The organism is Paraburkholderia sp. (assembly GCF_035656215.1).
GTDB lineage: Bacteria > Pseudomonadota > Gammaproteobacteria > Burkholderiales > Burkholderiaceae > Paraburkholderia.
This window is the reverse complement of sequence record NZ_DASRSY010000094.1, coordinates 23518-43825: the sequence shown is the minus strand read 5'-3', so window position 1 is coordinate 43825 and position 20308 is coordinate 23518. Positions and strand designations below refer to the sequence as shown.

The window sequence follows — 20308 nt, the reverse complement described above, 5'->3', positions numbered from 1 at the left end:
CGAGGTTCGAATCATAGTGTGAACAGGGCAGCGCCATTCGACGCGTTGCATTCAACCCACTGACGGAAGGAATTACTGCAATGAAGATCGGTATTATCGGAGCGGGATATATTGGCCGTTCCCTGGCAACCCTTGGCATGCGCCAGGGGCACGACGTGATGATAAGCAACTCGCGCGGGCCGGCGACGCTCGGCAGCACCGTGTCTGCGATCGGCTGCAAAGCCGGCACAGCGGAACAGGCAGCGGCATTCGGCGACATTGTCGTGTTGGCCGTTCCATTGCGTAACGTTGGCGACCTGCCCGCAGGGCCATTCGAGGGCAAGATTCTCGTTGACACCTGCAACTATTATCCCGAACGCGACGGCAGAATCGACGCGCTCGACCGCCACGAGACTACGACGTCGCAAATCGTCGCGGCGCACTTCCCGGCAGCGCGTGTCGTCAAGGCCTTCAATGCGATTCTGGCCAAGGATATCGAGACGACAGGAAAGCCGGCCGGCGCTCCGAAGCGACGCGCGTTGCCGATCGCGGGCGATGACGCCGACTCGAAGAGCGTGGTCGCCGCATGGCTCGACGAGTGCGGCTACGACCCGCTCGATGCGGGCGCGCTTGCCGATAGCTGGCGCTTCGAACGCGCAAAACCCGCGTACTGCATCCCGCTCGACAGGGAAACCTTGAAGACGAAGCTCGCATTGGCAGAACGCGACGTCGAACTTCCGCACGGGTCGTGGCGGAGCTGATCGGAAGCGTGCGAGGTCTCGCCGATTGCGTTGCTAACGGCGTTGCTGACATACCGGTTCGTCATGACGGTCATGTAGCGGGAGAACTGCCGCCAACACGCGCGATGCCCTATCGTTGATCCGGTCGCCGCGGCGTGAGTGCCTCACGGCGCGCATGCGGCCTTTCAACGCAAGGGAGCAGGATAGTGAAGATACTCGTTTCAGTGAAACGCGTCGTTGACTACAACGTGAAAGTACGCGTGAAATCGGACGGTACGGGAGTCGATATCGAGAACGTGAAGATGTCGATGAACCCGTTCGACGAGATTGCCGTTGAGGAAGCGGTGCGCTTACGCGAGGCGGGGATTGCGACAGAGGTCGTTGCGATCTCCTGCGGCGTGACGCAATGTCAGGAGACGCTGCGCACGGCGATGGCGATCGGCGCGGATCGCGGGATTCTGGTCGAATCGGCTAATGAATTGCAGCCGCTTGCCGTCGCGAAGATTCTCAAGGCGCTCGTGGAAAAGGAACGGCCTCAAATAGTGATCCTCGGCAAGCAGGCCATCGACGACGATTCCAACCAAACCGGTCAGATGCTCGCCGCGCTGGCTGGCCTGCCTCAAGCGACGTTTGCATCAAAAATCGTCGTGGCAGACGGCAAAGCCACGGTCTCGCGCGAAGTCGATGGCGGTGCGGAAACGCTTTCATTGAAATTACCCGCAGTCATCACCACCGACCTGCGCCTGAACGAGCCGCGCTATGTGACGCTGCCCAACATCATGAAAGCCAAAAAGAAGCCTTTGGAAACGCTGAAACCAGCGGACCTTGGGGTCGATGTCGCGCCGCGCCTGAAGACGCTCAAAGTCGCCGAGCCGCCCAAGCGCTCCGCCGGTGTGATGGTGCCGGACGTGAAAACGCTGGTCGAGAAGCTCAAGACCGAAGCCAAAGTGCTTTAAGAACAACGCGGAGACGGAAGAAAATGACGATTCTGGTAATTGCAGAACACGACAACGCATCGATCAAGGCCGCGACGCTGAATACCGTCGCGGCGGCTTCGAAGATCGGCGGCGATGTTCACGTGCTCGTGGCGGGTTCGAACGCGCAAGGCGCAGCGGATGCTGCGTCAAAGATCGCGGGCGTTTCCAAGGTACTGCTCGCCGATGCGCCGCAACTCGCCGAAGGACTGGCCGAGAACGTCGAAGGCACGGTGCTGGCGATCGTGCGAGATCCGTCGAAGGATTATTCGCACATCCTTGCGCCCGCAACGGCCTACGGCAAGAACATCGCACCGCGCATTGCGGCGCATCTGGATGTAGCCCAGATCAGCGACATCACCGCAGTCGACGCACCAGATACTTTCGAGCGCCCGATCTACGCTGGCAACGCCATCGCGACTGTGCAATCGAGCGACCCGATCAAGGTCATTACCGTGCGCGCGACAGGCTTCGATCCGGTCGCGGCCGAGGGCGGCAGCGCATCGGTCGAGAAGATCGAAGCGGCAAACGACGCAGGCATTTCTCAATTCGTCAGCCGTGAAGTGACGAAGCTGAATCGGCCGGAACTGACGTCGGCGTCAATCATCGTGTCCGGTGGCCGGGGTCTCGGTAACGGCGAGAACTACACGAAGATGCTGGAGCCGCTGGCGGACAAGCTCGGTGCGGCGCTCGGCGCATCGCGTGCGGCGGTCGATGCGGGCTTCGTCCCCAACGACTATCAGGTCGGCCAGACCGGCAAGATCGTCGCACCGCAGTTGTACGTGGCCGTGGGCATCTCGGGCGCGATTCAGCACCTGGCGGGGATGAAGGACAGCAAAGTCATCGTCGCAATCAACAAGGACGCGGAAGCTCCGATCTTTGGTGTCGCCGATTACGGCCTCGTCGGCGACCTGTTCGCTCTCGTGCCGGAACTGGTAAGCGCCCTCCCCTAATGTGGAACCGCGGGCCGTAAAACGAAGCGTGCGCGGTCCTCCTCTTTCTCTTCGAAGCGTGATGCGCGTCGGCGCTGCCTGGCAAGCGGAAGCGCCGCGAAACTTCAGATCATCGAGTCGCGCGCCTCATTGTGGACCTGTGCAGCAATCCGGCGTGCTTTCAGAATCACCGGGAGATCGACCATTTTTCCATCGACCGCCACGGCTGCGCCGTTACTCGCTTCGATGGCGAGCAGTACCCGACGCGCCCAATCCGTCTGCGCATCACTCCACGCAAAGGCACGATGAACGGCATCGATCTGAGCCGGATGAATGCATAGCTTGCCGCCGAAGCCGAAGCGCCTGCCACGCCGCGCCTCAGCTTCGATGGCGGAAGAATCGGATATCACGGTGGAGACACCATCCACCGGCGCGCCAATTTCCGCGAGCCGGGAGGCCAGAACGATCTGCGAGCGAAACAGGTTCAGTTCGTCTGCATCGCCTTCAATGCCCAGGTCAATCTGAAAATCGAGCGTTCCGAAAACCAGCCGTTTGACCCGAGGGGCCGCACAAAGGGCCGAAAGATTCGCGATACCCCTGGCCGTTTCGATCATCGGAAAAAGCACGATATCGCGATGCGCCCTTTTCAGTACCGCACTTAACTGTTCCAGGCTTTCCGCCTTTGGCAGCAGAATACCGGCAACCCCGCGACACGACGCGAGCGCCGCCAGGTCATCTTCGAACCACGGTGTGTCGAAGCCATTAATGCGCACGAGCACTGGCCGAAGAGCGTCGACGCCAGCAAGCACCGCGGCGCGGGCTTCAGATTTCGCGTCTGCCTGTACGGCGTCTTCGAGATCGAAGATCACCTGGTCGGCGCCGGCCGCACGGGCCTTCTCGAATCGTTCCGGACGGTTTCCCGGCACGAACAGATACGAGCGCGAGGCCGGGATATTCACTTCGTCCAATTGAACTGCGCTATCTGTGGTCATGTCAGCCTGGTCTAAAATTGGGTGGCGCGCAAAGATACGAAAAGCTTCGCCTGAGCGTCGCTCGTATGGACGCTCAGGCGAGCTCAGCGCTCGCGCGCATGGTCAAGTAGCCTTCGTGGTCCATCGCCCACAACTCAACCGTGTTTCCGTCGTTGGAAGGCCGTCCGCAAAGCGTCAATGGCCGAGTCGCGAAAGCAGGTCGCACGGCTTTGAAGGTGAAACGGCGGATCGTTGCTTCGGGCAATTCGCGAGCAACCAGATCAATCAAAAGTGTCGCGACAAGGGGGCCGTGTACCACGAGATCGGGGTATCCTTCGACCCCTGTCGCGTAGGGCCGATCATAGTGAATTCGATGCCCATTGAAGGTCAGTGCCGAATAGCGAAACAGCATGACCGGTCCCGTATCCACGACACGTCGCCAGACTTCATCGAGCGGGGCGCGCTCCGGCGGTGGTGCAACAGCGTCGGCGTGCGGCGCGTCCCGATAGACGATGTCCTGTTCTTCCTCGATCTTCAACTGGCCTCCCGCTTCGACGGCGTGTCGAACGGTAACGAACACCAGCCGTCCGGAACGCCCGATCTTGTCCTCTACGCGCAAGATCGTGGAGGTGCGAGTCATTTGCTCGCCGACGCGCAGTGGAGCATGAAAGGTGAGCCGTCCGCCGGCCCACATGCGCCGCGGAAGCGGTACCGGGGGCAAGAAGCCACCGCGTTTCGGATGGCCGTCAGAATCGACGTCCGCCTGTGGGGCTGCCGACAGAAAGTAGAGCCAGTGCCACAAGGGCGGCACGCAGTCGCCGGCCTCCGTACGATCGAGCGTCGCGGCGAGGGCGGACAGTGGGAAAGCCGTCGCTACGTCCCTCGTCACGTCCTGCTTTGAGATCCAGTCAGCCAGTGGAACATTTGAATCGGACATACATAAGTCCTATGCGAGTGTGTCGCTCTTTAATTGTCGCGCGGGCCTTGCCGACTACCGGCCAGGTTCTACGAACCAATAGTGCCGTTTGCCGACTCAGTTCGGTAGCGGGCCCCAGGTATCGTTGCCATGCGGAAACGGCATTGCCGCACGACCCTCTCGCAACGCTGCATCGAGCGACGACACGGACGTCGTATTCGGCCGATGAACGCTTCGGGATAGCCCGTAGGTGTCGTTTTCCGCTGGTTTCTGAAGGATAGAGTTTGAGCCTTGCGCCACGGCCACCATACTGGCCCTTGAGCTCTGGTTTTCGATGATTCATGGCTGCGGCCCTGTTCTGACGTCCTCAGAACTTGTGACGGATCGCGACGCGGACGGCGGCCTGATGATTGGTCGACGATGGCGTGATCACATTGATCGCCGCGACGGCCGGCGCGCCGGTCGACTGTGTTCCCGATGCGCGCTGATAGACCGCTGTGAAATAGACGTCGGTGCGCACCGACAGGAGGTAGTCCGCCGAAAAATCGAGCTGGTTGTAGGCCGCGCCGCTCTTGCCGTTGATTGAACTGCCGGTTGTGCGCTCGAATTGTGCGGCAGTAAAAAACGCCGGGGTCCACTGATATTTGAGCGCGGCCGCATAGTTGTTGAACGTCACCGTGCCGCGCACGGCGCCCGGATTGAGCACGCCGACGGCGCCGCTCAAATCCTTGAACTGAACGTTTGAATAGGTGCCGGACAACGTGAACTGGCCGATCGTGTAAGACGCACCGGCCGCCGCAACCTGTTGCGTCTGCGCGGAAGCGAAACCACGCGTCGCTACCGACGACATGTTGTTGGTCCCGGCTGTCGCGCCCGACACACTCGTACCGTAGAACGACACATTCGGATTGCGGATGTTCATGTACGATGCGCCGAGCTTGAACGGACCATACGCATAGCCCGCACCGACGCCCCAGACCTGGCTACGCGAGAAGTCCCCGGCAATGCCGCCCAGCGAATACATGCCGCCGAACGTCAGGCCGCCAATGTTCGGGCTCGCATACTTGACGACGTTGTTCACGCGATTGCCGATCGCGAAATTGTCCATGTCGCCAGGACTCGCGGTGATGTAGCCGCCGTAGGTGCCGGCAAACCCGAACGGCCCAACATAGTCGACCGTCGAGTCGAACTGGCGGCCGAGGGTGAGCGTGCCGAGGCGGTCGCTCGAAAGACCGACATAGGCCTGCCGACCGAACATCAGGCCGCCCTGACCGAGCTTGCCACTGTTCACGTCAAAGCCGTTCTCCAGCGTGAAGACCGCACGCAGGCCGCCGCCGAGATCCTCTGCCCCACGAAAGCCGAAGCGGCTGCCGCTCAGCACGCCCGAGGCGAGATAGTACTGCCGCGAGCCATTGGCGTTGCTGTTGAAGATTAATCCTTCGTCGATGATGCCGTAGAGCGTGACGCTGCTCTGCGCATTGGCGATGCCGGATACCGCGCCGAGGGCCGATAGGACCCAAACTACTTTTTTCATTGTCGCTGTCTCCTGAACCGTATTCTTTTATCGAGTTGACCGGTTATCCCGCAGTGCAAACCCGCCCGCGGTAAGGAGGACTATAAGGAGCGGGCCTCGTCGGCAGTAGGAGCAAGATGACATGCCGGCCATAACGATCATGCATATCAAATGCATTACGACGGGCACGAGTCAGACGAGCAGGAAGACTGTTGCGCCTGCTTAACATGGTGTCACGTCAGTTCAAAAGAGCCCCGATTCAGGGTATTCACTAGCGTAGACGGTTTCCAGAGTGCGCGGACGCGCTCAGTCGTTCGTGGACACCCTGCCGATGATTGGTTACGATGGCAGCTTATTCCGAGATACATTTTCGACATGACCACCAGCACCGCACCGATTGGCGAGCAGTCCATGGACTGTGATCTGCTGAAGATCTTCTGCAAGGTCGCCGAACTGGAGAACTTCTCGCGCGCGGCGGTGCAGCTCGACCTCGCACAACCGGTCGTGACACGCAAGATGAAGCGGCTCGAAGAGGAACTCGGCGTGGAGCTGTTCGTACGCACCAATCGGGGCTGCCAGCTCACACGTTCGGGGAAGCTGCTGTCCGCGAAAGCAGGCGGCATCCTCGCGCAACTCGCACAATTGCGCGAAGAGGTGATGCATTCGGCGGAAGACGTGTCCGGCTCAATTTCGATTGGCATGACGCACACGGCGGGCTCGTATCTCGCCGCGCATGTGGTCTCCACGATCGCGTCGCACTGGCCGAAGCTGCACGTGAGCCTCGTTCAGGATGTGAGCCGCGTGCTAAGCGCACAGTTGCTGAACAACGAACTGTCAATCGCCGTCCTGTTTGATCCGCCGACGGATTCCCGTGTGGTCGCGGTGCCCTTGTTGATGGAGCGGCTTTATCTTGCCGGCAAGCCCAACTCCGAACTGCTCAATATCGAACGCCCCACGATGGCCGATCTCGTCGGCGCGCCGTTGATCCTGCCCAGCCGTGGCCAGGCGCTACGACTGCTCGTCGACGAAGCGTTCAGCGAGATCGGCGCGCCGCTCGATCCGATCTACGAGACCAACAGCACGGCGCTTCTGAAGTCGCTCGCCGCGCAAGGGCTCGGCTATACGCTGCTGACCTACGGCACGATTGCCCCCGAGGTGGCCGCCGGCCAACTGGCGGCACGCGCCATCGACCAGCCCGGCATGTCAATCTGCCTGACACTGGCCACCACGCGCGAGCATCGTCGTCTGAAGACAGTCCGCTTTGTCGGCGAACTGATTCAGCGTGAGATCCGCCGGCTCGTGCAGGGTGGCGTGTGGCAAGGCACGCCGATGGTCATGCCAGGATAAGCGTCGTCTGCTTCCTTCGATCTCCCTTAAATCCGGAACGCGTGCTCGGTCAAGCCCGGAACGGGAGAAGTTGCTGCGAACACGCATCCCGCGTACGGCTCAGTCGCGAAGTCGGCCTCGGACATGCCGTCGTTTCGCGTCGTGATGTAGAGCGTCCTGCGGTCGGCGCCGCCGAACGAGACTGAGGTCGGCCGGCGGGTCGGTACATCAACAACGCAATCAAGCACGCCCTGTGGCGTGTAGCGCGCCACGCGCGAACGGTGCACCTCGGCAATCCACACGCAGCCGTCGGTGTCGGTCGCCAGGCCATCGGGCTTCACGCCGGTATCGGTGTAGTCGATGAGCAGTCTACGCTCGCCAACCTGCCCGTCGTTCACGTCGAACTCGTACACCCATAGTTGCCCCGGACGCGAATCCGCGAAGTACATCGAGCGCTCATCCGGACTCCATCGCAGTCCGTTAGCGAGCCGGATACCGTCGGCCGCACGAGACGCCCGATCGCCGTCGAAACGATAGATCCCACCGATCGGCGATTCAAGATCGACGTCGTAGGTGCCGGTCCAGAAGCGGCCGCGCGAATCGCAGGCAGCGTCGTTATAACGCTCCTGCGGCGAGATCAGGCCGCTCGCCGCGAACGGCGTATAGTCATCGCTCTCGTAGGTCCCGAACGCAAGCCCGCGCGTGAACGAAAACAGCAAACGTCCATCGGTACAAAGCGTCACGCGCGCACATCGATAGGGCAGCGTCTTTGAGTCGACTGCGCCGCTTTGCGGATTGCCCCGGTACAGGCGCTTGCCGATCAGGTCGATCCAGTACAGCACGCCGTCGGCGGAACTCCAGAGGGGGCCCTCGCCAAGCTTCGTGTCACAGCGAAACGCAAGCTCCGCGTGAATTTCGTTGGTCATGTCAGTCATCGCCGTTTCGTGGGAGTGAAGATGTTATGGACGGCCGAGAATCAGTCCGCTCTTGTGGCCGCCGCCGCCGCCGCTCGTGATGAGGCAGTGACGGGCGCCATCGACCTGCGCTGTCGATTCGCCGCGCATCTGCCGCACGCCTTCGATCACGAGGTTCAGGCCGTGAAGGTACGCTTCCGACAACAAGCCACCCGATGTATTGACCGGTAACCGCCCGCCGGCACGAATCTCGCCCGCCTCAATGAACGCACCGGTGTCACCACGCCGGCAGAAGCCATAGTCCTCGAGCGCCATCGGGATCAGCCCTGTGAACGCATCGTAGAATTGCGCGACGTCGATGTCTCCCGGTGTCAAGCCGCTTTGCTGGTACAACGCTGCGGCGACATCCCTGGAATTGATGGTGGCGTAAGTGTCGAGCGGCATATTGTGCGAACCCATCGGCCCGAGCGTCCAGCGCGCGCCGCTCGCCTGTGCTGCCGCGAGAATCGGTACGGCAGGCCGTTGCAGCTTCTCCGCCAGCTCGGCCGACGTAATGAGCACGGCGCACGCGCCGTCCGTTTCGAGGCAGCAATCGTACAAACGGAACGGGTCTGCGACCATCCGCGCAGCGAAGTAGTCGTCGTGTGTCATCGACCGGCCATGCATCACCGCCCGCGGATTCTTCTGCGCGTTGCCGCGAATCGTGACGGCGAGTTCCGCGAGATGGTCGGCGTTCATGCCCGACTCTTCCAGATAGCGTCGATAGACGAGCGCCATCATCATCGCCGGCGACATCAGGCCGAACGGCGCGACGTACGAGCCCCACATCGGACGCGCACGGTATTCGCCATAGCGTTCGTACTGCCCCTGGCAAATCGAACGATACGCGACCGCATACTGGCATTGCCCTGTCGCCACCGCCGCAGCGGCTAGCATCACGGAGGCCGAACAGCCACCGCCGCCGCCGCCCCACACGAGCGACGAAAAGCGCAAGAGTGGCGCGGCGAGCGCGGCCTGCACCATGACCGGCTCGTGTCGTTCGAACCCGAACGACGCATAGCCGTCGATCCTGCTCGCCTCGATGCCGGCATCAGCGGCTGCATTGCGGATCGCTTGCAGGCAGAGCTCGAACTCGGACTGGTCATTGTGCCCGCCGCGTTTGGCGTAGGCGGTCTCGCCAACGCCGACGATACAGGGCTGAAGGCGCTTGGGTGCGTCTGCGGTCGGAAAGCTCATTGTTCTTCTCCCTTGCTTTGATCTGATTCGATGCGCTTCCTGAAGCGCGGCAACTGGAAACCGCCCGCGAGGGCATCCCAATACACGCTGACCGGCAACCCGATCTTCATGTCTTCGGGCGCCACGTCGACGACGTTGCTCACGAGCCGCACGTCGCCCGCATCGTCGAGCAGTACCACCGCGACGTTGTAAGGGTTGTGACCCTTGAGCGCCGGGTGCGTCGGGTGATGGCTGACTGTGTACGTGTACACGGTGCCGTTACCGCTGACTTCCTTCCAGTCCATGCGTGTGGACGCGCAGTGCGGGCAGCTCGGCATCGGCGGGTGGGAAAAGCGCTCGCAATCCGTGCAATGGCGAATTAGCAGTCGGCCTTCGTTGCAGGCGCTCCAGAATGGCGCGTCGTCGCGCGAGGGTTGCGGTGCGGGCATCGCGTCGGGTAAATAGGGCATGGGGGGTCTCCTCGATGAGCAGGCGCACGCGGCGCCAGTGGACGTCTTGCGGTCACTATAGGCATAACGACCGGCCCGCAGTAGCAGCGGACGGTCATGACGGAAATGCCGCCATGACATACCTGCAGCGGCGGCTCGCGGGAAAACCACGTTGCGCAAGACGCCTTGCGTCGCCCGAACTTTCAATGAAATCGGAACTTACCCGAAGTTTGCCCGCCGCCAGCACCTGCGCTGCACTGTCATGCCGTGAGTGCATGGCGGCGATAAAGGTGCACGCCTAGCCGGCACCTTGAACGGCTCTTATAGTTCAAGCGAACCTAGCGATTACCAACGCACGAGCGCCATCGCCAACGCATGGCCTCGGGCCATGAAACCGAGTCAGGAACTATGACCCTCGAAATTCCCTACGAAGAACGCGTCCTCGGCAAGCTGCTCGCACAGGCCGCCGAGCGTCACGGCGACAAGCCCTTTCTGAGCGTCGACGAAAGAACGTATTCGTTCAGCGAAACTCACGCGATCAGCCAGGCGGTCGCACGTGGATTGCGCTCGATCGGCGTAAAGCCCCACGAGCCGGTGATGGTGATGCTCGACAACTCGGCTGAATTCGTTTTTTCGTGGTTTGCCCTCAGCCTGCTCAACACCGTCTGCGTGCCGATCAATACTGCCTACGCGGGCGACATGCTCGCTTACGTCACCTGCGACGTGAAAACGCGTATCGTCATCACCAGCGCGAATCATGCGACGGCCTTCGCGAATCTCGCGCCGGCCCAGCGCGGTGCGCTGGAGACAATGGTGATCTGCGGCGCCCATGACGGCGTTGCCGGCATGCAGACGCTCAGTTGGAACGCGCTGGTGATCGATGCGGGCGATCCGGTGTGCGCGCCGGCGACCGCGGCCGATACCGCGTTCATCTGCTACACATCGGGCACCACAGGCCCCTCCAAGGGCGTGCTACTGCCGCAATCGCTGACCTTCCAGACCGCCCAGAGCTTCATCAACGCGGTGGGCATGACCGCTGACGATATCGTTTTCACGCCACTGCCGCTTTTTCACGGCATGTCCCGTACGATGGCGACTTTGCCCGCGCTGGTGCTTGGTGCGCAGGTGCATCTCGCACCGCGCTTTAGCGCTACCACTTTCTGGCAGGACGTGCGCCGCGCGGACGCGACGATCAGCACCACCATCTTCACCATCCCGCCGATCCTCAAGCACAAGCCGCCTTCAGCCGACGACCGCGCGCATCGGGTACGCGTCATGTTCAATGCACACCACGATCCCGAATTCGAGGCACGCTTCAACGTGCGTCTCGTCGAAGCCCACGCGATGACGGAAACGGGCATGACTGTATTTACTCCGTTCCCCGAACGCAAGCTGGGGGCATCAGGCCGCGCGGGCGACGACTGGCAAGCCGCGATCGTCGACGAGAACGACAATCCGATGCCCACAGGCTCAGTCGGCGAACTCGTGCTGCGCCCGAAGCGGCCCGGCATTGTGATGGAAGGCTACCTGAACAAGCCCGAGGCAACAGTCGGCGCATGGCGCAATCTGTGGTTCCACACCGGTGACATGATGCGCGCCGACGACGAGGGCTATCTGTACTTCGCCGGCCGCAAGAAGGAGCGCATTCGCCGCCGTGGCGAAAACATCTCCGCGTACGAAGTCGAGACCATCGCGATCCAGCATCCGGATCTCGTCGAATGTGCGGTGCTGGGGGTGCCCGCGGGCGACAACGAGGACGAGGTATATCTCGTCGGCGTGCTGCGCGATGCCGGGCCGCTCACTGCGAGCGAACTGCACAAATGGCTCACGGGCCGCCTGCCGAAATTCATGGTGCCACGCTACATCGAGTTTCGCGAATCGCTGCCGAAGACCGGCTCGGCGAAAATCGAGCGCCACACGCTGCAGCAAACGGTCCCCGCGCCTGCGGCCTGGGACAGCGCGCGTAAGCCCGAGTCCGCGCCCTCACTCGCCGACGCCAGATAGCCGCACGTCCACCACGAAAATCATCACGGAGACAGTCATGATCCTCAGCATCCACGACGCACGCACCTTGATTCGAGCGTGCATGACCGCCACCGGCCACACCCCGGCCGAGGCTGACATCATCAGTGATCATCTGATCGACTGCGAGTTGCGAGGCCTGTCGTTTGGCGGGCTGCCACGCGCGCTGTCGGTCATCGAACGCATTCACGCGACGCATACGCCGCGCAAGCCCATCGAGATCGTCAAGGAATCGCCCGTCTCGGCCGCGCTTGACGGCGGCGACCAGGTCGGCTATCTCGTCGCCCATCGGGCTACCGAAATCGCGCTCGAGAAGGCGCGCGCGACGGGCATCGCGGTCGTCACTGCCAACCAGACATGGTACACCGGGATGTTCTCGTACTACCTTGAGAAGATCACGGCGGCCGGCTTCATGGGCTTCGTGGCCGGTAGCGGCGGGCGTCGCGTCGCGCCGCACGGCGGCACCGAAGGGCGCTTCTCGACGAACCCGATCGCCTTCGGCTTCCCGAGCGCCGGGACACCTGTCATCTGGGACATCGGCACGTCGGCGATCATGCTCGGTGAAGTCGTACTGGCCGAGCGCATGGGCGACCTGCTGCCGGAAGGATCGGCTTTCGCGCCCGACGGCAAGCCCACGCGCGATCCCGCTGCGGCACTGGCTGGCGCCTTCGCGGTCTGGGGCGGTCACAAAGGATCGGGCCTGGCGCTCGTCGTGCAGTTGCTCGGGATGATGGGTGGCGCATCGGCAGCGCCGCCCAAACTGCGCGACTGCGGCTTCTTCATGCTCGTCGTCGATCCGAACCTGCTCACGGACGGCGACGACTACGCGCGCCGCGTGAGCGCATTCGCGAACAGCCTGCGCGATACCCGCCCACTCGATCCGGCGACACCGGTTCGCGTGCCGTTCGAGCGGTCGGCCGTCGAGCGGGAAAAGCGCCGGGCGGGCAACGCGATCGAAGTCGCGGACCAGATCTATGAGGCGCTGAAGGCGATCGCCGCCAGAGTCTGACGACACGCGGTCTGCGTAGCATCGTTCGGACGATAAAACAAATACTCAAGGAGACACCATGTCAACCCCCGCTTCAGGCATTTCCTCGCGATCCGCGAGCGACAGTGCATACCGGAAAATCACGCTGCGCATCGTGCCGCTGCTGTTCATCTGCTACATGCTGAACTACATGGACCGCGTCAATATCGGCTACGCACAGTTGCAGATGAAGCACGCGCTCGATTTCTCAGACGCCATCTACGGCCTCGGCGCCAGCATCTTTTTTGCCGGCTACTTCATCTTCGAGGTGCCGAGCAACCTTCTACTGCACAGGATTGGCGCGCGCAAGACGCTCCTGCGCATCATGCTTGGTTGGGGTCTGCTGTCGGCAGGGACAATGTTCGTCTCGACACCGGTGCAGTTCTACGTCGTGCGCTTTTTCCTCGGTGTGTTCGAGGCTGGACTCTTTCCGGGCATCGTGCTCTATCTGACGTATTGGTATCCGCCAGCACGCCGTGCGCGCGTGGTCGCGTTGTTCATGCTTGCCACCGCGGCGGCCGGACTCGTCGGCGGACCGACCTCAGGCTGGATCCTGCAGAACATGAATGGCGTGCATGGGATGCAGGGATGGCAGTGGATGTTCGTGATCGAAGGACTGCCGAGCAGTCTGCTCGGCATCGTGTCCTACCTGTATCTCGTTGACAGTCCCGGCAAAGCGGGCTGGCTCACCGACCAGCAGAAGGCGCTGGTCATTGAAGAAGTGGCCGCAGCCGCAGCCGCGTCTTCCTCCGCGACCCACACCCATTCTCCCTTCGCGGATCCGAAGGTCTACCTGCTGAGTTTCGTGCTGTTCTGCATGCTTTGCGGCTCGTATGCGCTGAGCTTCTGGCTGCCGACCGTGATTCGGGAACTGGGCGTACGCAGCCTTCAGCAGGTCGGTCTGTACGCGATGATTCCCGACGCCGTGGCGGCCATTTCGACGATCCTCTACAGCCGTCATTCGGACAAGCACTTTGAGCGCCGCTGGCACTTTATCGCTGCCGCTGTAATCGCCGCAGTCGCGCTCAGTGCCACCTCCCTCACCGCGCACAGTCTCGGACTTTCGATCTCGATGTTCGCTATCGCGCGCGCCGCGATCGTCTCGTCGCTGCCGGTTTTCTGGGCAATGACGACAGGCCTGCTTTCCATACGCTCGAGCGTTGCCGGCATCGCAGTGATTTCGAGTCTGTCCAATCTCTCGGGCATGACAAGCCCGTTCCTTCTCGGCCTGGTGAAGTCAGCGACCGGCAGTCTCGTCAACGGACTGTTTGCGATCTCGGCGCTGATGTTTGTCGCCGCGATGTGCGTGTTCTTCTGCGTTCCACGCCAACAACGTTTTCGTGAAATGACAGCGAACGCCAAAGTATCGCAGCTGTGAGGTTTTCTTACTTCGCCGCGGGCGAATCGCGGCGAGGTCATCGATCAGCGTTTTGACGGGTTAATCGCGAGACGTAGCTCGCGCGAACTGCAGTTACAAATGCGCTTATCGATCGCGCCATTACGATAAGCATTAGCGATATAGCCGTTTTTTTGTCCAAACTGCCGTTTTGCGAAACGCGGATGGCTCCGGCGCGGTCTCCTGAGATGACAGCCTGCACAGGCGAGCACGGCGCGGTTCCACACTTGATTTCTCCTGCGCCTACAAGCCTGTTAATCATTTTAATAGGATGATCTCACTACTTTTAACGAGTGAAAAATAGCCGGATAGTACGCCCCTGACTACCAAGGAGGCTTTGTCATGCGTATCTTTCTCACGGGCGCGACTGGATTCATCGGTTCAGCCCTCGTCCCCGAACTCATCAAGGCTGGCCACCAGGTGATCGGCATGACCCGCTCGGAAGCGGGCGCCCAGGCGCTCCTTGCCGCGGGGGCCGAGGTGCATCACGGAAGTCTGGAAGATCCTGAGAGCTTGCGTAACGGCGCTGCGAACGCAGAAGGCGTGATCCACACGGCCTTTGATCACGACTTTTCAAGGTTTGTCGAGAATTGCGAAAAGGACAAGCGCGCCATCGCGGCACTCGGCTCTGCCCTCGCCGGCTCCGATCGTCCCCTCGTCATCACCTCCGGGACCGGGATTGGCAGCCCTGGGTTTGGCCAGCCTGCAACCGAAGACGTCTTCAATATCAACCATCCCAATCCGCGCATCGCGTCCGAACTCGCGGGAAATGAGTTGCTGGAAAAAGGTGTCAACGTGTCGGTGGTGCGACTTCCGCAGGTTCACGACACGGTCAAGCAGGGGCTCATCACGCCGCTCGTCGCGATCGCTCGTGAAAAAGGCGTCTCAGCCTATGTGGGCGAAGGCCGTAACCGCTGGCCGGCGGGCCATCTGCTCGATGCAGCGCGTCTTTACCGTCTCGCGGTGGAAGCGCGTGAACCGGGCGCACGCTATCACGCAGTCGGCGAAGAAGGGCTCAGCAGTCGCGAGATCGCCGAGGCGCTGGGCCGAGGTCTGAATCTGCCGGCTGTTTCCATCGCGCCGGAAAAAGCGGCCGAGCATTTCGGATGGATGGGGCTATTTGTCGGCATGGATTTTCCGGCTTCCAGCGCCCAAACGCAGGCGCGATTGGGTTGGCATCCGACCGGTCCGACGCTCATCGCCGACCTCAACGAAATGCGCTACGTTTGATTATCTTCGCTGGAGAAGAGCAAGGGTTGTAGAAACTTGCCCGCGTCGGGCAGGCACTCGACGCGGTGCATGTTTTCTTTGGCAGCTATGTAACCCAGTCTCGACTAGCGTTCCTGGCGGGGCTCATTCAACGCTACCCGGATTCGCGAAACGCCCGCTTTCTGCGACGACTTTAGGACCTGCACGGTTCTAGTCAATCACGCGTGCAGCAACAGCTACGAAACCGTCGACACCGGGGGGACGTCGAGCGACTCAATCGCTACCGTGACGAAATCGCCAGAAATGAGGCCAACTTTCTCGGCGAGGCAACTGCGTTTTTTTTCACCGCCAGCAGTCGGAAACCAGACGTCGATCGTCTTGCCTGTACCGGTATCACGATACCTGTGGCCGGTTCGCTGAATAGCCATCGAAGCTTCCTCTTTCGTAATGTGACGGACTTCATCCATGCTCGATGCCAACCAGCCGCGCGTCCAGCCGTCGCGCCAGCGCTGCGCCGCCTTCGCGCATCACAGCATCGTGATTCCATTGGAAAACCGGTCGCAACACCGGCGCCAATGCATTCATCCATGCGCGGTTCGTACGCACGCACCAGTCGTAGCGGACCACGGTAAGTTTGCGTCCGTCGGTTGAAAAGCTCCACCGGCCGACGCCTTCGACGTCGCCACTGGCTTGCCCTTCCAGCGCGACCAACGGGTCGACGCGCGTCACCCGCATATCGAACACGAGGCGATAGGGCAACCAGCCTTTCCACGTATAGCGTTGTACGACGCCCACGCCCTGATCGGAGCCCGCCTCCAACTGGTCCACGCGCTGAACATTATTCCACCACTCGGGCCAGCGCGCCGAATCCTGGATTGCCTCCCAAACTTCCTGCACTGGCGCATCGATGCGCCAAATGGTGGAAAAGCGGTATTCGACCGTTCGCAAGCTGCCTCCGTTCTTGGTGTTCTTCTTGGGATTTTCCGCGATAACCCCGCTTGAGCCATAGGTTAAGCTTCTTCCATGGACATCCGCCAGCTCAAATATTTCGTTGCGATCGTCGACTGCGGCAGCCTGTCGAAGGCGGCCGAACAGCTTTGTGTCGCTCAGCCTTCGCTCAGCCAGCAGGTCGCCGGGCTCGAAACCGAACTGAAAACGACGCTACTGTTGCGCAGCCATCAAGGCGTACAGCCGACCGAAGCCAGTCGCGCACTGTATCTTCGCGCTCGCGACGTGCTCCGCCAGAAACGCTTGAAGCGCTGCTCGCCCGTGCGGACGTCTTTATCCAGAATCTGGCGCCCGGCGCCGCACAACGCCAGGGACTCGACGCGAAGTCTCTGGTTGCGCGTTTTCCGCAACTGATCGCCTGCGATATTTCCGGTTACGGCTCCAACGGACCGTACAGCGACAAGAAGGCCTACGACCTGCTGGTGCAGTGCGAAACCGGCTTCCTGTCGATCAACGGCACGCCCGAGACGCCGTCGAAATGCGGCCTCGCGATTGCCGATATCGCGACCGGCATGTACGCGCTGAACGGCATCCTGATGGGCCTGCATCAGCGCTCGCGCACCGGCAAAGGCATGGCGTTCGAGGTCTCGCTGTTCGACGCGCTGACCGAGTGGATGAGCTACCCGGCGTACTACACGCGCGGCCGCGGCGAGCCGGTTCCGCGAAGCGGCGCACGGCACGCGACCATCGCGCCATACGGTCCGTTCGCAACCGGCGACGGCAAGACGGTATTCTTCGGTATCCAGAACGAACGTGAGTGGCTTAGCTTCTGCACAGTCGTGCTGGACGACGCAGCTATCGCGGTTGAGCCGCGCTACGTCTCGAACTCGTTACGGGTCGCCAATCGCGAGGTGCTGGAACAGACGATCGAGCAGCGCTTCGCCGCGTGGAGCAGCGCGGAAGTGCTGGCAAGGCTGGATCGCGCGTCGATTGCGAACGGTATGATGAACGACGTCGAGACGCTGCTTGACCATCCGCAATTGCGCGAGCGCAATCGCTACCGCAGCCTCGCTCGACCTCGTCGCTTTGCAGCTAGATCGAGTGGCTCACGACTGTCAGAACACATGCCGGATGCCGAGGTTAGCGCCGATAGTCGTACCGGTCGGCCCGTTGAAGGCGTTATTGACCGAGAGGCCGGAAGCCATCGCGCCGTGGTTGTTCACGAAGCCGACCTGCCCGTAAACAAGCGTCGCTTTCGACAAGTAATAGTCTATCCCCGTCGAGGCCAGCACCGAGTGATTGGTCGAATTGTTCGCGTCACGCGTGTACCAGACACCGGCATCCACATTGATTGCCGGACCGAACTTATAGCTCAGGCCACCGGAATAGACGCGGTTGTTAAAGGAGCCGGCCACCTTGTACTGTACGTACGACGCATTCAGCGTGAGACTCGCGAACCGGTAGCTCGCGCCAATGGTACGCCCGTCGAACGCGACGACGGTCGGCACCCGGATCGACGCGGCACTGCCGCCGGCGTTGCCGCTATACAGCGCGGCGTCGATCGTCAGACCGCCGGCGTGGTAGCGCACACTTCCGGAATATTGACGGCCCGCCTGGAAGTCGCCCGCCGCCCCCCCCATTGCAAATAGACCCATTGCCTGCAAGCCAGCGATTTCCGGTGACGTATAGCTGACCGAATTCGCATTGAAGAGCCCGGTGACGTACACGTTATTGTTGTACGAAACGAGACCACTGCCGAAATACGACATGCCGCGCGGGTCGAAATCGTAAAGCGCGATGAAGAACGGCGAGTATTGCAAACCGGCCTTGACCGTACCGAATCCGCCATCCACTCCCACCCACGCTTGACGGCCGAATGCATTGCCGTTCGAATTGCTGAACGCGCCGTTCGCTACGCTGAAGCCGCTCTCGAGAGCAAAGATCGCTCGCAGGTTGCCACCCAGATCTTCGACGCCACGCATGCCGAAATTCGAACCGCTCAAGCCGCTATCATTAAATGAATACTGATGGCCGGCGTTACCACCGGTCTTCATATCGAGCGTTTTGCTCGTGTACAGCAGCGAGGCGTCAATGGTTCCATACAGGGTGACGCTGCTTTGTGCATGCGCGCACTGGGCTGCACCCAATGTGCACGCAGCCGCCAGAGTGAGCTCGACGCCAGCCCGTTTAAGATGTTGTACCGACATGCTTCGTGTCTCCTGAATTATTGGAATGGATCAGCTTTAAGCGAAGTTGATGCGGATAGATGTGAAGCTTCATGACCGGTCGCTAACCGTGCCTAGCGCGTGCAAACCTCTTGCTGCTGTCGCTCGAAAGACAGAATTCCGTCGTCGACGGCATCGTCGAGAAGCGTTACCTTGTCACTCGGATAGTGATGAGTCACGCGCCACGGCGCCTGCCTGCCCTGCCGCGGCATGGCGTCTTTCGCGCGCGTAATGTAGCCCGACGTAAGATTGCCCATCACCGACTCTTCCAGCCTGCAGCCGTGTTCGTCGCGCGCTCGGAACACGGCACTCGAGGTATCGTCCATGTGCTTGTAGAGGCGGCACAGATAGCTGGCCGCCAGATCCGACTTCAGGGTCCAGGAGAGATTGGTGTAGCCGACGATCCACGCGAAATTCGGCAGGCCCTCCAGCAGCACGCCCTTGTAAAGCATGTGCTGCCGCGGCTCATAGCGCTCGCCGTCCACGAAGATCTCCGTTCCGCCGAATACCTGAACATTGAGCCCCGTGGCGGTGATCAGCACGTCTGCTTCGAGTTCGGCGCCTGAGCGCAGCACGATCTTTGTGCCATCGAAACCGGCGATGTGATCGGTGACGACCGACGCCTTGCCGCTCCTTAGCGCCTTGAACAGATCGGCGTCGGGCACAATGCACAACCGCTGGTCCCACGGCATGTAAGCCGGCGTGAAATGCGCCATATCGGCGGTGCTGCCGAGGTGCTTGCCGGCTTGCGCGATCAGGAAGTTGCGCATCTTGTGCGGCCATTTTCGCGACGCCTTGTAGATCCAGCCAGCCAGCGCGGTGTTGCGCCGGCGCGCAAGCGCGAACGCCCAACGCCTGGGCATAATGCGGCTCAGCTTCTCCGTGAGCGCATCACGCGACGGCACGGACAGCACGTAGGTTGGCGAACGCTGCAGCATGGTCACGTGAGCTGCCAGCCGTGCGAGGTTCGGCACCAGCGTAATCGCCGTCGCGCCACTGCCCACCACGACCACGCGCTTGCCACCTAGCTCAATATCCTTCGGCCAGTGCTGCGGATGCACCACCTCGCCGGCAAACCGGCCGATACCCGGAAAGGCCGGCGTATAGCCCGCGTCATAGTTGTAATAGCCGGTGCTCATCACGAGTTGCGCGCAGCTGAATCTGCGGGTCTCGCCACTGGCTTCCGAGATCGCTGTGACAGTCCAACGCCGTTGCGTTTGCGACCAGTCCGCGCGGCTGATCTTCAGGCCATAACGGATATGCCGGTCGACGCCGTACTCTTTCGCCGTCTCCGCCAGATAGTCGCGAATCGTCTGGCCTGCGGCGAGAACCTTCGCGTCCTGCCACGGCCGAAACCGGTAGCCATAGGTGAGCATGTCGGAATCCGAGCGCACACCCGGGTAATCAAACAGATCCCACGTGCCGCCCAGACGTTCGCGCCGCTCGAGAATGGCGTAAGTTTTGCTGGGGCATTCGGTGCTCAGCGCGCATGCCATGCCGACACCGGAAACCCCTGCACCAATGATTAGAACGTCGAAATTTTCCATGTGAA

At 61.4% G+C, this 20308-nt stretch carries 19 protein-coding genes and 1 pseudogene; 10 read left to right on the top strand and 10 right to left on the bottom strand.

Annotation, left to right across the window (positions count from 1 at the left end; translation table 11 throughout):
- The first annotated feature begins 80 nt into the window (after window positions 1-80).
- From VFE81_RS05285 to VFE81_RS05275, 3 genes are all read left to right on the top strand, one after another.
- On the top strand, window positions 81-740 hold the full coding sequence (locus VFE81_RS05285; RefSeq protein WP_325043588.1) for an NADPH-dependent F420 reductase: 660 nt from the start codon (window positions 81-83) through the stop codon (window positions 738-740).
- A gap of 185 nt (window positions 741-925) precedes the next feature.
- Entirely contained in the window at window positions 926-1675 is a 750-nt protein-coding gene (locus tag VFE81_RS05280; RefSeq protein ID WP_325043587.1) for an electron transfer flavoprotein subunit beta/FixA family protein, read from the top strand.
- A gap of 23 nt (window positions 1676-1698) precedes the next feature.
- Entirely contained in the window at window positions 1699-2646 is a 948-nt protein-coding gene (locus VFE81_RS05275; RefSeq protein WP_325043586.1) for an electron transfer flavoprotein subunit alpha/FixB family protein, read from the top strand.
- 104 nt (window positions 2647-2750) lie between these two features.
- Here VFE81_RS05275 and VFE81_RS05270 read toward each other — a convergent pair whose 3' ends face one another.
- From VFE81_RS05270 to VFE81_RS05260, 3 genes are all read right to left on the bottom strand, one after another.
- Window positions 2751-3584, bottom strand: a complete 834-nt coding sequence (locus VFE81_RS05270; RefSeq protein ID WP_325043596.1) for a CoA ester lyase — start codon at window positions 3582-3584, stop codon at window positions 2751-2753.
- A gap of 106 nt (window positions 3585-3690) precedes the next feature.
- Window positions 3691-4533, bottom strand: coding sequence for an FAS1-like dehydratase domain-containing protein (locus VFE81_RS05265; RefSeq protein ID WP_325043585.1), 843 nt, complete (start codon window positions 4531-4533; stop codon window positions 3691-3693).
- Window positions 4534-4879: 346 nt separating this feature from the next.
- On the bottom strand, window positions 4880-6046 hold the full coding sequence (locus tag VFE81_RS05260; protein WP_325043584.1) for a porin: 1167 nt from the start codon (window positions 6044-6046) through the stop codon (window positions 4880-4882).
- A gap of 354 nt (window positions 6047-6400) precedes the next feature.
- On the opposite strand from VFE81_RS05260, the gene VFE81_RS05255 reads away from it, so the two are divergent.
- Window positions 6401-7372, top strand: coding sequence for a LysR family transcriptional regulator (locus VFE81_RS05255; RefSeq protein WP_325043583.1), 972 nt, complete (start codon window positions 6401-6403; stop codon window positions 7370-7372).
- 26 nt (window positions 7373-7398) lie between these two features.
- Here VFE81_RS05255 and VFE81_RS05250 read toward each other — a convergent pair whose 3' ends face one another.
- The 3 genes from VFE81_RS05250 to VFE81_RS05240 are packed head-to-tail and all read right to left on the bottom strand — an operon-like array spanning window position 7399 to window position 9950.
- On the bottom strand, window positions 7399-8286 hold the full coding sequence (locus VFE81_RS05250; protein WP_325043582.1) for an SMP-30/gluconolactonase/LRE family protein: 888 nt from the start codon (window positions 8284-8286) through the stop codon (window positions 7399-7401).
- A 24-nt stretch (window positions 8287-8310) separates the two neighbouring features.
- Complete coding sequence (locus VFE81_RS05245) at window positions 8311-9501, bottom strand: thiolase C-terminal domain-containing protein (protein ID WP_325043581.1); 1191 nt, start codon at window positions 9499-9501, stop codon at window positions 8311-8313.
- A complete protein-coding gene (locus VFE81_RS05240) occupies window positions 9498-9950 on the bottom strand; it encodes a Zn-ribbon domain-containing OB-fold protein (protein ID WP_325043580.1) in 453 nt (150 codons plus the stop codon). The genes VFE81_RS05245 and VFE81_RS05240 overlap by 4 nt, the downstream gene beginning before the upstream one ends.
- Window positions 9951-10337: 387 nt before the next feature.
- Here VFE81_RS05240 and VFE81_RS05235 point away from each other — a divergent pair, with 387 nt between their 5' ends.
- The 4 genes from VFE81_RS05235 (at window position 10338) to VFE81_RS05220 (ending at window position 15604) form a co-directional block, all read left to right on the top strand.
- Window positions 10338-11933: an AMP-binding protein gene (locus VFE81_RS05235; RefSeq protein WP_325043579.1), complete on the top strand. Its 1596-nt coding sequence runs from the start codon at window positions 10338-10340 to the stop codon at window positions 11931-11933.
- 37 nt (window positions 11934-11970) lie between these two features.
- Complete coding sequence (locus tag VFE81_RS05230) at window positions 11971-12960, top strand: Ldh family oxidoreductase (RefSeq protein WP_325043578.1); 990 nt, start codon at window positions 11971-11973, stop codon at window positions 12958-12960.
- A 58-nt stretch (window positions 12961-13018) separates the two neighbouring features.
- A complete protein-coding gene (locus VFE81_RS05225; RefSeq protein WP_325043577.1) occupies window positions 13019-14356 on the top strand; it encodes an MFS transporter in 1338 nt (445 codons plus the stop codon).
- A 360-nt stretch (window positions 14357-14716) separates the two neighbouring features.
- On the top strand, window positions 14717-15604 hold the full coding sequence (locus VFE81_RS05220) for an SDR family oxidoreductase (RefSeq protein WP_325043576.1): 888 nt from the start codon (window positions 14717-14719) through the stop codon (window positions 15602-15604).
- Window positions 15605-15819: 215 nt separating this feature from the next.
- On the opposite strand, the gene VFE81_RS05215 is transcribed toward VFE81_RS05220, so the two are convergent.
- Both VFE81_RS05215 and VFE81_RS05210 read right to left on the bottom strand, forming a co-directional pair.
- Window positions 15820-16050, bottom strand: a complete 231-nt coding sequence (locus VFE81_RS05215) for a hypothetical protein (RefSeq protein ID WP_325043575.1) — start codon at window positions 16048-16050, stop codon at window positions 15820-15822.
- Window positions 16043-16531, bottom strand: coding sequence for an SRPBCC family protein (locus VFE81_RS05210; RefSeq protein WP_325043574.1), 489 nt, complete (start codon window positions 16529-16531; stop codon window positions 16043-16045). The genes VFE81_RS05215 and VFE81_RS05210 overlap by 8 nt, the downstream gene beginning before the upstream one ends.
- Window positions 16532-16606: 75 nt before the next feature.
- Here VFE81_RS05210 and VFE81_RS05205 point away from each other — a divergent pair, with 75 nt between their 5' ends.
- Window positions 16607-16945, top strand: a complete 339-nt coding sequence (locus tag VFE81_RS05205; RefSeq protein WP_414695549.1) for a LysR family transcriptional regulator — start codon at window positions 16607-16609, stop codon at window positions 16943-16945.
- Window positions 16843-17556: pseudogene (locus VFE81_RS05200) on the top strand (CaiB/BaiF CoA transferase family protein); the annotation flags it as partial. The gene VFE81_RS05205 and the pseudogene VFE81_RS05200, both read left to right, overlap by 103 nt.
- A 90-nt stretch (window positions 17557-17646) precedes the next feature.
- Here VFE81_RS05200 and VFE81_RS05195 read toward each other — a convergent pair.
- Entirely contained in the window at window positions 17647-18738 is a 1092-nt protein-coding gene (locus tag VFE81_RS05195) for a porin (RefSeq protein ID WP_325043573.1), read from the bottom strand.
- Between the two features lie 92 nt (window positions 18739-18830).
- Window positions 18831-20303, bottom strand: coding sequence for an NAD(P)/FAD-dependent oxidoreductase (locus VFE81_RS05190; RefSeq protein WP_325043572.1), 1473 nt, complete (start codon window positions 20301-20303; stop codon window positions 18831-18833).
- Window positions 20304-20308: the final 5 nt, after the last annotated feature.